13 protein-coding genes and 1 pseudogene are annotated in these 12783 nt (G+C 66.5%); 11 read left to right on the top strand and 3 right to left on the bottom strand.

Going from position 1 to position 12783, the window contains the following annotated elements:
* Window positions 1-17 precede the first annotated feature (17 nt).
* Window positions 18-740, bottom strand: a complete 723-nt coding sequence (locus OIU93_RS14600) for a hypothetical protein (RefSeq protein ID WP_264270808.1) — start codon at window positions 738-740, stop codon at window positions 18-20.
* 215 nt (window positions 741-955) lie between these two features.
* On the opposite strand from OIU93_RS14600, the gene OIU93_RS14595 reads away from it, so the two are divergent.
* From OIU93_RS14595 to OIU93_RS14565, 7 genes are all read left to right on the top strand, one after another.
* Window positions 956-1654 carry a response regulator transcription factor gene (locus OIU93_RS14595; RefSeq protein WP_264270807.1) on the top strand — a complete coding sequence of 233 codons (699 nt, stop codon included), beginning with the start codon at window positions 956-958 and terminating at the stop codon, window positions 1652-1654.
* A 25-nt stretch (window positions 1655-1679) separates the two neighbouring features.
* Complete coding sequence (mshD, locus tag OIU93_RS14590) at window positions 1680-2657, top strand: mycothiol synthase (protein WP_264270806.1); 978 nt, start codon at window positions 1680-1682, stop codon at window positions 2655-2657.
* An 83-nt stretch (window positions 2658-2740) separates the two neighbouring features.
* Entirely contained in the window at window positions 2741-4954 is a 2214-nt protein-coding gene (locus OIU93_RS14585) for an RNA degradosome polyphosphate kinase (RefSeq protein ID WP_264270805.1), read from the top strand.
* Between the two features lie 13 nt (window positions 4955-4967).
* Complete coding sequence (locus OIU93_RS14580) at window positions 4968-5924, top strand: NUDIX domain-containing protein (RefSeq protein WP_310292394.1); 957 nt, start codon at window positions 4968-4970, stop codon at window positions 5922-5924.
* An 87-nt stretch (window positions 5925-6011) separates the two neighbouring features.
* Complete coding sequence (locus tag OIU93_RS14575) at window positions 6012-6335, top strand: GNAT family N-acetyltransferase (protein ID WP_264270803.1); 324 nt, start codon at window positions 6012-6014, stop codon at window positions 6333-6335.
* 123 nt (window positions 6336-6458) lie between these two features.
* Window positions 6459-8303 (top strand): hypothetical protein, encoded by a 1845-nt coding sequence (locus OIU93_RS14570; RefSeq protein WP_264270802.1) that lies wholly within the window; start codon window positions 6459-6461, stop codon window positions 8301-8303.
* Window positions 8300-8680, top strand: a complete 381-nt coding sequence (locus OIU93_RS14565) for a GntR family transcriptional regulator (RefSeq protein WP_264270801.1) — start codon at window positions 8300-8302, stop codon at window positions 8678-8680. Before OIU93_RS14570 ends, OIU93_RS14565 begins: the two co-directional genes overlap by 4 nt.
* Window positions 8681-8824: 144 nt before the next feature.
* On the opposite strand, the gene OIU93_RS14560 is transcribed toward OIU93_RS14565, so the two are convergent.
* Entirely contained in the window at window positions 8825-9268 is a 444-nt protein-coding gene (locus tag OIU93_RS14560) for a VOC family protein (RefSeq protein WP_264270800.1), read from the bottom strand.
* A gap of 323 nt (window positions 9269-9591) precedes the next feature.
* Here OIU93_RS14560 and OIU93_RS14555 point away from each other — a divergent pair, with 323 nt between their 5' ends.
* The 4 genes from OIU93_RS14555 to asd all read left to right on the top strand — a co-directional run bounded on the left by OIU93_RS14555 (window position 9592) and on the right by asd (window position 12459).
* Window positions 9592-10395 carry a thymidylate synthase gene (locus OIU93_RS14555; protein WP_264270799.1) on the top strand — a complete coding sequence of 268 codons (804 nt, stop codon included), beginning with the start codon at window positions 9592-9594 and terminating at the stop codon, window positions 10393-10395.
* The gene (locus tag OIU93_RS14550) at window positions 10392-10964 is read left to right on the top strand and encodes a dihydrofolate reductase (RefSeq protein WP_264270798.1); all 573 of its coding nucleotides are present in this window, start codon (window positions 10392-10394) and stop codon (window positions 10962-10964) included. The genes OIU93_RS14555 and OIU93_RS14550 overlap by 4 nt, the downstream gene beginning before the upstream one ends.
* Window positions 10961-11194: an NF038396 family protein gene (locus OIU93_RS14545; RefSeq protein ID WP_264270797.1), complete on the top strand. Its 234-nt coding sequence runs from the start codon at window positions 10961-10963 to the stop codon at window positions 11192-11194. Before OIU93_RS14550 ends, OIU93_RS14545 begins: the two co-directional genes overlap by 4 nt.
* A 146-nt stretch (window positions 11195-11340) precedes the next feature.
* Window positions 11341-12459, top strand: a complete 1119-nt coding sequence (gene asd / locus OIU93_RS14540; RefSeq protein WP_264270796.1) for an aspartate-semialdehyde dehydrogenase — start codon at window positions 11341-11343, stop codon at window positions 12457-12459.
* Between the two features lie 229 nt (window positions 12460-12688).
* Here asd and OIU93_RS14535 read toward each other — a convergent pair.
* Window positions 12689-12783: pseudogene (locus tag OIU93_RS14535) on the bottom strand (IS982 family transposase); the annotation flags it as partial.

Raw genomic sequence — 12783 nt, 5'->3', positions numbered from 1 at the left:
CCGCCGGCCCCCGGGGGCTAGACCAACAGCAACATGACGTACCAGGTCACCGATCCGCAGACCAGCAACGGGGCCAGTGCGGCGGCGGCCATCTGCGCCGGCCCCTTGGGACCGCCCAGGGAAACGAGCATGGCCCGCGTGCCCACGACGACCAGGCCGCAGGCCGCGCCCAGGACCAGGCCCGGAACCACGCTGAGATCGGGGTGCAGCAGGCTGGCGGCACCGCCGAAGAGCACTGCCAGCACAAAGCCCAGCGGGAAGACGACGCGGTCAGGCAGCCGCGAGACCCCGGGCACCGCTGCGCCCAGGATGGCGATCCCTGCCATCAGGGCCACGGCACGGCCGTCGGAATCGGTCCCCAGCACCGCCCAGCCGGAACCGAATGCGGCTATGAGCATGCCGCAGATGCCGGTGGCCACCGAATCCAGTCGCTTTTGCGCGTCGGTGCCGCGCACCAGCTGGGTCAAGAACATCAGGATGAGGCCGGCGGCCAGCGACGGTGCCACCCACCCCAGCCCCGGGCCCGGCCGCGCCCAGAGGCCCAGCACCGCCGCCGCCGCGCCGACCAGGAAGATCACCAGGGACACCGGATTCGGCGCTGGCACCTTCATCAGGCGCGGCCAGCCGAGCGCGAACGCGGCCAGCAACGCCAGGGTGACGCCGAGCGCCGGCCAGCCCGTGGCACCGGGCACAAAGTTCGCCCCGACGACCAGTGCAAGGGCAAGTGTTCCTGTGGCCAAAACTTTGAGTCTCACAGGTTACATCCTGCCTTATCCCGCCCTTCACACCCCGTTTGGACGCCGGGCGGCGGTGCGTGTTACAAGCGTCGGAAACGTAATGGAAACGCACGGCAATCTATACTTCATGATGTAAACACCGATGGTTCGGGTCTGGGCGGCATGTGCTGCCCGCGCCGGGAAATCGGCAACCCAAACATGTGGGAGGGATCGCATCGATGGCCGTCATCGCGCTATTGACCAACGCCCCCGGGCCCTCGTCCGACATCCTTCCGTCCCTGGGACTGCTCTCCCACACGCTGCGCGTCATGCCCGCCCAGGGCGCGGCGCTGCTGACCACCGAGGGCGCCGAGGTGGTGCTGGTCGACGGCCGCAAGGACCTGGCAGCCTCCCGCACGCTGTGCCAGTTGCTGCGCACCACCGGCATCGCCTGCCCGCTGCTGCTGGTGCTGACCGAGGGCGGAATGGCGGCGATCTCCGCATCCTGGCAGGTCGACGACGTGATCCTTGACACCGCCGGGCCCGCCGAGGTCGAGGCACGGCTGCGCCTGGCCATCGCCCGCTCGGCCCCCGACGGGGAAACCGCCGGCGCGCCGATCCGCGCCGCGGGCGTGTTGATCGACGAGGCCAGCTACACCGCCAAGGTCCACGGATCCCCGCTGAACCTGACCTACAAGGAATTCGAGCTGCTCAAGTACCTGGTCCAGCACCCCGGGCGGGTGTTCACCCGCGAGCAGCTGCTGCACGAGGTCTGGGGCTACGACTACTACGGAGGCACCCGGACAGTGGACGTGCACGTGCGCCGGCTGCGCGCCAAGCTGGGCACCGACCACGAACAACTCATCGGCACGGTGCGCAACGTGGGCTACCGTTTCGCCTCGCAACGCCACGAAAACCCCGAGGTCATCGACGCCTAGGCGCCGCTGCGGCTATCTTAGGGATATGAACGCTGCGACGAATCCCGAAGTCACCATCGACATGCTTGCCGGCGCCCCGGACCCGGGCGTGCTCTCCGCGCTGCACCTGCTGGTGGCCGCCGGGGAGGAAGCCGACGGCAACCCGCCGCTGAGCGAACAGACCCTCCTCGAATTGCGCAGCGCCCCCGAATCGGCGTCCCTGCTGGGGGCTTACGCCTACCTCCAGGACGGCTCCGACACGTCCTCCAGCGAACTGGTGGGGGCCGCCGTCGCGGTGCTCGGCGATGCCGGCGCGCCGGGAACCCTGGAAATGGTGGTGCACCCCGCGTTCCGCGACTCGGGCATCGCCGGCGCGCTGCTCACGGCCCTGGCCGGCAAGACCGAGCTGGGCAGGCTGCGCGCCTGGGCCCACGGGAACCACGAGGCCGCGGCCAAGCTGGCCGAGCGCTTTGGCTTTATTCCGGTCCGCGAGCTGTGGCGCATGCGCATGGTCACCGGCACCCAGGTACCGGCCCTGGTGGTCCCGGCCGGCATTTCGATCCGCGCCTTCGACCCGGAGACCGACGCCGAGGGCTGGGTTGCAGCGAATGCAGCGGCCTTCGCGCACCACGCCGAACAGGGTGCGATGACCCGCCACGACCTGGCCGCGCGCATGGAGGAGGACTGGTTCGATCCGGCCGGCTTCCTGCTGGCCGTCGATGCCACCGGCAGGATCCTGGGCTTCCACTGGACCAAGGTGCACCCAGCGGTGTCCTCCCCCACCACCGGGAAGCACCAGGCCATCGGCGAGATCTACGTCGTGGGCGTGATCCCCGAGGCGCAGGGCACCGGCCTGGGCAAGGTGCTCACCCTGGCAGGCATCGACCACCTCAATTCCCTGGGCCTGGATGCGCTGATGCTCTACGTGGATGCCGACAACACCGCTGCCGTCTCGCTCTACCGGAAACTGGGCTTCACCAAGTGGGATGTCGACGTCATGTACGCACCGGTTTCGGTAAGGTAGACAGTGACGCAAGGCCGCGTGCCCATCCGGCTCGCCGTGGGCACGCGACATCTCCACCCTCATCCACGCTAGGGGCAACAGCCATGGATCCGTACCCAGTCACCTCCGCATTGGGCATCACCGATGTCCCGGCGGCCCGGGCCACCCAGGACCGGATCGAGCTGCCCGACTTCGAGCCCTCTCCGATCCCCGAGGGCGACTTCGCCCACGACAGGTTCCTTGACCGCGAGCTGAGCTGGCTGCACTTCAACGCCCGCGTGCTGGAGTTGGCCGAGGATCCCGAAATGCAGCTGCTGGAACGGGTAAACTTCCTCTCGATCTTCTCCTCGAACCTCGACGAGTTCTTCATGGTGCGCGTCGCGGGCCTCAAGCGCCGCATCGCCACCGGCCTTGCCGTGCCCTCCGCCACGGGAACCAGCCCCATCGACCAGTTGGAGCTGCTGCTGAACGACGCGCACGCCCTGCAGCTGCGCCACGCCCAGGTCTTCGCCGAGCAGGTCCGCCCCGCCCTGGAAAAGGAGCAGATCCTGCTGGTGGGCTGGAAGGACCTTGACGAACGCGCCCGCGAGGAGTTGCGCCGCTGGTTCATCGATCAGGTCTTCCCGATCCTCACCCCGCTAGCCGTCGACCCGGCGCACCCCTTCCCCTACATTTCCGGGCTCTCGCTGAACCTGGCAGTGGTGGTCCGCAACCCGGTCTCCGGCAAGGAGCTCTTTGCCAGGCTGAAGGTGCCCGACGTGATGCCGCGGCTGATTTCGGTGGATGGCCCGCGCGCCGGCAACTCCGCGGGCAGGGTCGCGCGCTTCATCTCGCTCGAGAACGTGATCGCCGTGCACCTGGACTACCTGTTCCCGGGCATGGACATCGTCGAGCACCATTTCTTCCGCGTCACCCGCAACGAGGACCTCGAGGTCGAGGAGGACGACGCGGAGAACCTGCTCCAGGCCCTGGAGAAGGAGCTGCTGCGCCGCCGCTTCGGTCCCCCGGTGCGCCTGGAGGTCGTGGAGGACATTTCCCCGAACATCCGCGCCCTGCTGGTGCGCGAGCTGGGCATCGAGGAGGACGAGGTCTTCGCGCTGCCCGCCCCGCTGGATTTGCGCGGGCTGGGCGTGATCGCGAACATCGACCGCTCCGACCTGCACTACCCCAAGCAGTTGGCCCACACCTCGCGCTTCCTCAACGAGTCCGAGACCTCCAAGGCAGCCAACGTGTTTGCCGCGATGCGCCGCCGCGACATCCTGCTGCACCACCCCTACGACTCCTTCTCCACCTCGGTGCAGGCCTTCCTGGAGCAGGCCGCCGCCGACCCCAAGGTCATGGCGATCAAGCAGACGCTGTACCGCACCAGTGGCGATTCGCCGATCGTGGATGCGCTCATCGACGCAGCGGAGGCCGGCAAGCAGGTCCTGGCGCTGGTGGAGATCAAGGCCAGGTTCGACGAACAGGCCAACATCTCCTGGGCGCGGAAGCTCGAGCAGGCCGGCGTGCACGTGGTCTACGGGATCGTGGGCCTGAAGACCCACTCCAAGCTCTCCCTGGTGATCCGCCGCGAGGGCGACAAGCTGCGCCGCTACTGCCACATCGGCACCGGCAACTACCACCCGCGCACCGCCCGCTACTACGAGGACCTGGGCCTGCTCACCTCCGACGACGCAGTCGGCGAGGACCTCTCGCGCCTGTTCAACCAGCTCTCGGGCTACGCCCCGCGCTCGACGTTCCGGCGCCTGTTGGTGGCCCCGCGTTCGCTGCGCAGCGGGTTGATCGACAAGATCGAGGCGGAGATCGCCAACCGCAAGGCCGGGCTGGCCGCGCGCGTGGTGATCAAGGTGAACTCGATGGTCGACGAGGCCATCATCGACGCGCTCTACCGCGCCTCCCAGGCCGGGGTGCAGGTGGACGTGATCGTCCGCGGGATCTGCGCCTTGCGCCCGGGGGTTCCGGGGCTGAGCGAAAACATCCGCGTACGCTCGATCCTGGGCCGGTTCCTGGAGCACAGCCGCGTGTTCATGTTCTCCAACGCCGGGGAACCGATCATCTACATCGGCTCCGCGGACATGATGCACCGCAATCTGGACCGCCGCGTCGAGGCGCTGGTTTCGCTGAGCAGCCGCGAGGACATCAGCGACCTGGTGCGGCTCCTTGACCGCTACATGGATCCACGCACCGCCAGCTGGCACCTGGACTCCGACGGCGAATGGACCAGGCACCACAAGGACGAGGACGGGGCCCCGCTGGCCGACATCCAGTCCTGGCTCATTGAATCGCGTGCCCGCCAGCGCACCGTGGTCAGGCGCTAAGGGCGTGCAATTCGTGCGTTCAAGCGATGCGGCCGAAATCCGCGAAGGTCAATTTGCGGTGCGTGCCGCCGGGGCCCTGGTCTGGCGCGTCGTTGCCGGCGAGCTCGAGGTCCTGATGATCCACCGCGACCGTTACGACGACTGGTCCTGGCCCAAGGGCAAGCTCGACGACGGGGAGACCATGCCCGAGTGCGCCACCCGGGAGGTCTTCGAGGAGGTCGGCCTGGAGGTCCAACTGGGCATTCCGCTGCCCGCCATGACCTACCCGGTCGGTGCCGGAAACAAGGTGGTCTACTACTGGGCGGCGAAGTCCCCGGGCACCCGGCCGATCCCGGACGGGAAGGAAACCGATGCGGTGCGCTGGGCCACGCCCAAGGTTGCGCGGCAGTGGATCACCAACCCCGGGGACCTGGGTCCGCTCGAGGGCCTGGTCCAGGCCCACGACAACGGCACGCTGGAAACCCGCCCGTTCGTGGTGGTGCGGCATGCCAAGGCGAAGCCTCGCTCCAACTGGACCCGCGAGGAAGGCAAGCGCCCGCTGGCGGCCACCGGCCGGCGGCAGGCACTGGCCGTGGCCAGACTGCTGGATTCCTGGCGTCCGGCCAAGGTGGCCTCGAGCCCCTGGACACGCTGCGTGCAGACGGTTGCCCCCTACCTGCAGCAGCACCGGTTCACCGTCAAGCTGCTGGCATCGGTCACCGAGCACGAGGCCACGCGTCGCCCGGCCAAGGCGCAGCGCACCGTGGCCAAGTTGCTGGACAAGCGCCGGTCCCAGGCACTGTGCACGCACCGCCCGGTGCTGCCGCTGGTGCTCACCGAATTGCGGGCCCGGATGGATGGGGCGCTGGCCGGATTCCTTCCCGCCCACGACCCGTACCTTCGTCCCGGCGCCGTCATCGTGGTCCACCAACCGGCTTCTGGCAAGGGGAAACTTGTCTCCGTGGAAGTTTACGACGCGTTTGACGACTAGAGCCCACCCCTTCACGGTAGTCTCATAACCAGGCGCCCGTTTGGCGCGGCGCCGGTACGGTTTTCGAGCTTTGCTAAGGAGCGCATCATGGCCCAACAGGATCACGGCACCACCCAGGAAAAGATCGTGCACCAGGGGCTGCGGCTGGACCACGATGCGGACCGCGGACGCTACGGGCTCTGGCACGGAGCCACCTTCGTGGGCTTTCTGGGGTACCGGCTGGAGGACGGCGTCGCGACGTTGCAGCACACCATCATCAACGAGGAATACGGCCGCCGCGGCTATGCCCGGGCCCTGGTCACGTTGGTGCTGGAGCAGATGCGCGAACGCGGGCTGAAGATCGTTCCCGAGTGCACTTACGTGCAGGACTACCTGCGGCGCTATCCGGAGTACAACGACCTGCTCGCCTGATCCCGAGGTGGCCACTCGGTAACGATTCGACCGGCATCGGGCCATTGTGGCTCCGGGGACGCGAACTTTGTCTCAATGACTTGATACATTGAGACAAAGTTTGATCCTCCCAAGGAGACCCGGATGAGCGACGCGTTGACCTCCATCGGCTTCGGCCTGGCCGGCTCGGCCGCACTGATCTACGTGCTGCTGCGCTTCTTTGTGGCGAGCCCAAACGCCACAAACACCACCGAGGCCATCTCGCGCCACGCGTTCTGGACGGCACTGATCGCCTTCCTGGCTTCGGGGACATCTGGCCTGGCCAACCTCTGGGCAAACCCGTCCCCCGGCACGCCCACAGACCCAGCGGCTCCCACCATGCTCATGCACGCCGCCGCCCCCGGGCTATGGCTCGGGCTGGTGTACATCCTGGGGCAATTCACCTGGCCCAGGCACCTGCGGCCGGTGCGCTCGGCATCGCTGGAGGTGCGCCGCGTCAGGGACGTCTTCCCACGCTTCCTGGCAGGATTCCTGCTACTGTGCGCCATCATCAGCACTGCGCTTCTCATCGTGGCCTGGAACGATCCCGGGGCCCCGAGCCGCACCGGCAGCGACTCGGGCAGCGAGGAGATCCACCAGGGCCCTGTCTACGACGGAGCGGAGGACAGATATGGAAACCCGGTGGACGAGTTCGGGCACGTTGTTGACCTGGACAACCTGGAGGACTATTCCACCGGGGACGAGGCGGGGCCCGCGCAGCCCCATGTCTCGGGCGTTGCCGGGGTTCGGCCCGGTTCCGAGGTGGGACCCTACCTGCTCGGTGGGCTCGGACTGGTGCTCCTGGGCGCCCTTGGCGCCGCCGCCGTCGTGGTGCGTCGCCCGCCGATGGATTCCCTGGACGCGCATGACAATGCGGTCCTGCGCTCCATCTGGATCAACCGGTTGCTGCGGACCGCCATCCTCGTCGTCTCCGGATTCGGTGCGGCGGCCCTGAACTACCTGGCCGACGGAATCAGGGCACGCGGCGAGTTGGCCATGCCACTCGGGGATCCCGGCGCCGGATTCGACTCGACCGCCCAGGACCGGGCCAACGTCCTGTCCGGAGCCGGTTCCCTGTGCATGTTGCTGGTCGTCGTGGTGATTCTGGCCTGGGCTCCGCCGCGACTCGCCGAACCCTCCGCATCCGTCCGCGCGGTGGCCGGAACACCCTCGGGCACCTTCGCCAAGGCCCGTGACTTCCTGCTGTTAACCCAACTCTTTTCCCTTGTCCCGGTGTTGGCCATTGTGCTGTTCGCCGGATTGGGCGCCAGCCCCCTTGTCACCACGGCGGAAGACGGGATGCGGACCTATTCGTTCACGGCCCTCGCACCCACCAGACTGGAGGCGCTAGGTTCCCTGGCGCTGGCCTTGCTGGCGGCTTCCGCCATCCACCTCATCTTGAACCTCACAGCCTCGAGGATCATCATCTGCCGACTGGGGCAGGGTCCCGTCCACGCCGAACGACGACGACATCTGTTGCCGGTATGGTTCCTGGTGGTGGTTTCCATGTCGGTGACAGCGGCCATCGCAACCATCACGACCTTTGTTCTCGCCGCTCCGGCGGCAACACGGGTCGCCGCGTGGTGGATGGTCGGCATTCTGGCCGTGGTGGCCGCCCTGGCCTGGGCGCTTCACGGCACTGCAACCCGCCGCCGCCCGCTGCACGGGGCCAGCACCATCGAGGACACCAAGATCCGCATCATCCTGGCCCATCGCGGGATGCGGCTACTCGGAGGCGTGTCGCTGCTGGTTGCCTCCATCCTGGGCGACCCCACCTATTGGACCCCTAGCGGCACCGGTTATGGAGAGTCAATGTACGTGTCCCAAGAACCATCGGGCTTCCAACTTTCCACCTTGGTCTTGGGCCTTCTGCTATGCCTGTTGCCGGCCGCCACGGCCTACCCGGCGCGGCGGCACAGCCCACAAATCCCTAGCATGAGCAGCCATTGAGCACGCTGATCACCGTCGACCTTCGCGATGCCACTCCCCCTTTTGAACAGATCCGCGCCCAAATCGCCTCGCTGATTGCCGTTGGCCACCTGTCCGACGGGACACGGCTGCCGACGGTGCGTGCCCTGGCCGGCGACCTGGGCGTGGCCACCGGAACCGTGGCACGGGCCTACAAGGAGCTTGAGGCCCGCGGCCTTGTCGAGAGCCGGCGGCGACTGGGGACCGTGGTGACCAGCCCCGCCGCGCGCCCGGCCACCGTGCCCGTGCAGCGTGTGCATTCCCTGATGGACGAGCTCATCGCCACCGCCCGGCATAGCGGGATCGACGACGCCGCCCTGCTTTCCCTGTTCCAGGGCAAGCTGCGCTCCGGCGAATAGGACCGGCGCGACCGTTGGTTGTGCTGCACAGTCCGAAAAAGCCGGTGCCAACCGGGCGTCAAGGGCGTTGCGAACTGCGACTTCCACATGCAAAATCTGCGTGGGTTACTTTCCGAATGCAACGTCCAGGACGATTGGGTCGATTCAGGTGTCGGACTTTTTCAGTTCCTCGGCAAGCATCACGAGGATTCCGCTGGGGCCACGGAGGTACGTGAGCTTGTACACGTCCTGATAGGTCGCCACTCCGCGTAGCGGATGGCACCCGTGCTTTGCTGCCACCTCGAGGGCCTTGTCCATGTTGTCCACCGAGAAGGCCACGCGGTGCATGCCGATGTCGTTGGGACGTGTCGGGTCCGACTCTATCGCCTTGGGATGGATGTATTCGAAGAGTTCGAGACGACCATGACCGTCCGGGGTCTGGAGCATCGCGATGTTGGCGTGGTTACCGTCAAGGCCGACGGCGGTGTCGGTCCATTCGCCGCTGACTGTGTCGCGTCCGATGACCGTCAGGCCGAGATCGGTGAAAAAGGCGATGGCCTCTTCGAGGTCGCGAACGGCGATTCCGACGTTCTCAAGTTTGATGGCCATGCGTTGAAAGCTACCAAGGCGGCGGGAGTAACACCAGTGTCGAGGCTCCACCGACTGTCCGTCGGCATATCGCCTGAGGGGGCCGTGAAATGGTGGCCAGTCATCATAGGGGGGTGTGCCATGTGAAGTGTGGATGGGCCGAGCCTGGATGGGACGGGGCGCCCACCCACGCCGACGCGCCCGCGCGCCGGGAATCACATCAAGGCTCAGGCCCGCGGGCCGACGCCGGTTCAAACCGGCCCCGGCACGTGCCGAGCCCCCGTGGGCGCCTATCGGATACCGGCTTCCGCGGCAGTGGTCCCGTCACCGTCTAGACTGAACCAGTGAAGATTCAAACCCCCTACGAAGATTTGCTCCGGGACGTCCTGGCCAACGGCACCCCCAAGGGCGACCGCACCGGCACCGGAACCTCCAGCGTCTTTGGCCGCCAGATGCGTTTTGACCTCGCCGAATCCTTTCCGTTGATCACCACCAAGCGCGTCCACTTCAAGTCCGTGGCAGTGGAGCTTTTGTGGTTCCTGCGCGGGGACTCGAACACGTCATACCTGCGCGAGAACGGCGTGAAGATCTGGGACGAGTGGGCCGACGAAAACGGCGAGCTGGGTCCGGTCTACGGCGTCCAGTGGCGCTCCTGGCCCACGGCCGACGGAGGCCACATCGACCAGATCTCCCAGGTCATGGACTCGCTGCGCGCCAACCCGGATTCGCGCCGGCATATCGTCTCGGCCTGGAACGTCGCCGAGATCGAGAACATGGCGCTGCCGCCCTGCCACGCGTTCTTCCAGTTCTACGTGGCCGACGGCAAGCTCTCCTGCCAGCTCTACCAGCGCAGCGCCGACATGTTCCTGGGCGTTCCCTTCAACATCGCCTCCTACGCGCTGCTGACCTGCATGATGGCCGACCAGCTTGGACTGGAACCCGGCGAGTTCGTCTGGACCGGCGGGGACACCCACATCTACGACAACCACGTCGAACAGGTCACCGAGCAGCTGACCCGCGAGCCCTACCCATACCCGCGCCTGCGCATCACGCGCACCCCCGATTCGATCTTCGACTACGGACTGGACGACTTCGTGATCGAGGACTACCAACACCACCCGACGATTAAGGCCCCCATCGCCGTATGAGCAACACGAACCAGAGCGCCGGACACCGCGCCGAAACCACCACAAGCGAGCGCATCGGCATGATCTGGGCCGAGGCCGCTGACGGCGTCATCGGTGCCGGCGGCACCATGCCGTGGTCCCTGCCCGAGGACCTGGCGCACTTCAAGCGCACCACCATCGGCCACCCGGTGATCATGGGCCGCAAGACCTGGGAATCCTTCCCGGAGAAGTTCCGCCCGTTGCCCGGGCGCACCAACATCGTGATCACCCGTGATGCATCCCTCCATGGCGCACTGCGCGCCGCCGGCGCGGTTCCCGTTGGCTCCACCGACCAGGCACTGAAGGCAGCGCGGGCAGCCGAAGGCGCGGAGGAAATCTGGGTCATCGGCGGCGGAGAGATCTACGCCGCGCTCACCGATGGCGCCCACCTGGCCATCAAGACCGTGATCAATGCCAGCCCCAAGGGCGATACCAAGGCCCCGGCCCTGGACTCGGCATGGACGAAGTTGCTTTCGGATCCCGATACCGGATGGCTGACGGCTGCCAACGGCACCGAGTACCGCGTCGAGGCGTGGGAGCGGAAGTCATGAAGGAAGCCCTCAAGGCACTGAAGACCAACCCCGAGGCGCTCTTTGTCATCGGGTACATGCTCTTCCCACTCTTCGCCCTCATTTTTGCCGGGCTGGGCCTTTTCCTGGTCCTCACGGGATCCAAGATCATGGGCCTGATCCTGCTGCTGGTCTTCACCCAGGTCTTTGCCTTCGGCTCCCTCAAATTGGTGGGCATGCGCAAGGCCCTGCTGGCGGGCGGCAACAAATAGCGGCATCACGCGACCGGCCCGCCGGTTGATGCGCTGAGCGGGCACCCTTCCCGGAGTAGTTCCGGAAGGGGTGCCCCTTTTGCGTTCCCGGGCCTCGGCACGTCATCGAATCCCCATAGAGGCCCTGCACCCCTTAAGCTGGAACCATGACTTCATCCGTTGGCTTTGTCGGTTACCGCGGCATGGTTGGCTCTGTCCTGATGCAACGCATGCAGGACGAGGGCGACTTCGCGAATCTCGACCCCGTATTCTTTTCCACGTCCAACGCGGGCGGTGCAGCCCCGGCTTTTGCCGACGGCGCACCCGCGCTGCAGGATGCCTTTGACATCGACACCCTGGCCAAGTTGCCAATCATCGTCACCGCCCAGGGCGGGGACTACACCCAGAAGGTGCACGCTTCGCTGCGCTCGCGCGGCTGGGACGGGCTGTGGATCGACGCCGCCTCCACGCTGCGCATGAACGACGATTCGGTGATCGTGCTTGATCCGATCAACCGCAACGTCATCGACGCGTCGCTGGCCTCTGGCACCAAGGACTTTGTGGGCGGCAACTGCACCGTCTCCTGCATGCTGATGGGCCTGGGTGGACTGTTCAAGAACGGTCTGGTCGAGTGGAGCACCTCGATGACCTACCAGGCTGCTTCCGGCGGCGGCGCCCGCCACATGCGCGAACTGCTGACCCAGTTCGGCGACATCAACAGCCACGTGGCCTCCGAACTCGACGACCCGGCCTCCGCAATCCTGGAGATCGACAGGAAGGTCCTCGCAGCCCAGCGCGGCGGCCTGGACGCCACCCAGTTCGGTGTGCCGCTGGCAGGCTCGCTGATCCCGTGGATCGACGCGGACCTGGGCAATGGCCAGTCCAAGGAAGAGTGGAAGGCCGGGGTCGAAACCAACAAGATCCTGGGCAACACCGAGGCCAACAAGGTCGTCGTGGACGGCTTGTGCGTCCGCATCGGCGCCATGCGCTCGCACTCACAGGCACTGACCCTCAAACTCACCGAGGATCTGTCGGTCGCCGAGATCGAGAAGCTGCTGTCCGAGGACAACGAGTGGGCCACGGTCGTGCCCAACACCAAGGAAGCCACCGTTGACGCGCTGACCCCCGTCGCCGCTTCCGGCACGCTGGACATCCCGGTGGGCCGCATCCGCAAGCTGGAAATGGGCCCGGAGTACATCTCGGCCTTCACCGTGGGTGACCAGTTGCTCTGGGGCGCCGCGGAACCGCTGCGCCGTATGTTGGCCATCGCGCAGGGCCGCCTCTAACCCTGCTCCAAGTCACTGCCGACCGCAGCGACGAGAATTCAAGACGGCCGCTGGCCACCCCGTATTTTGGGAGTGGCCAGCGGCCGTCTTCTTTTTTGCAGGGCCAATGTTCCGTGGCCCGACACGATCCACCGCAACGGACACGACATCATGGCAGCCACAACAAGCCCTCCCAGGCCAAGCAGCAAAGAAATTGAGGGGCCTGCTAGATGATTAAGTCCTAATCATTTCAGTGGTCGTAGGCGGTTAGGGAGCGTTTGCGGGGTGCGTTGGTTTTCCAGTTGTGCCAGATTCCTGCCGCGAGGGCCAGGAGCTTTGACGCGA

The organism is Paeniglutamicibacter sp. ZC-3 (assembly GCF_025847175.2).
Taxonomy (GTDB): domain Bacteria; phylum Actinomycetota; class Actinomycetes; order Actinomycetales; family Micrococcaceae; genus Paeniglutamicibacter; species Paeniglutamicibacter sulfureus.
The sequence above is the reverse complement of the archived record's forward strand: the minus strand, read 5'-3'. Positions and strand labels throughout refer to the sequence as shown.

What these genes read in the sequence shown, in the direction of transcription:
- OIU93_RS14585 (WP_264270805.1), top strand. Translation starts at nt 2,741, where the DNA reads ATGGATCCGTACCCAGTCACCTCCGCATTGGGCATCACCGATGTCCCG.
- OIU93_RS14595 (WP_264270807.1), top strand. Translation starts at nt 956, where the DNA reads ATGGCCGTCATCGCGCTATTGACCAACGCCCCCGGGCCCTCGTCCGAC.
- OIU93_RS14560 (WP_264270800.1), bottom strand. Translation starts at nt 9,268, where the DNA reads ATGGCCATCAAACTTGAGAACGTCGGAATCGCCGTTCGCGACCTCGAA.
- OIU93_RS14575 (WP_264270803.1), top strand. Translation starts at nt 6,012, where the DNA reads ATGGCCCAACAGGATCACGGCACCACCCAGGAAAAGATCGTGCACCAG.
- OIU93_RS14570 (WP_264270802.1), top strand. Translation starts at nt 6,459, where the DNA reads ATGAGCGACGCGTTGACCTCCATCGGCTTCGGCCTGGCCGGCTCGGCC.
- OIU93_RS14545 (WP_264270797.1), top strand. Translation starts at nt 10,961, where the DNA reads ATGAAGGAAGCCCTCAAGGCACTGAAGACCAACCCCGAGGCGCTCTTT.
- asd (WP_264270796.1), top strand. Translation starts at nt 11,341, where the DNA reads ATGACTTCATCCGTTGGCTTTGTCGGTTACCGCGGCATGGTTGGCTCT.
- mshD (WP_264270806.1), top strand. Translation starts at nt 1,680, where the DNA reads ATGAACGCTGCGACGAATCCCGAAGTCACCATCGACATGCTTGCCGGC.
- OIU93_RS14550 (WP_264270798.1), top strand. Translation starts at nt 10,392, where the DNA reads ATGAGCAACACGAACCAGAGCGCCGGACACCGCGCCGAAACCACCACA.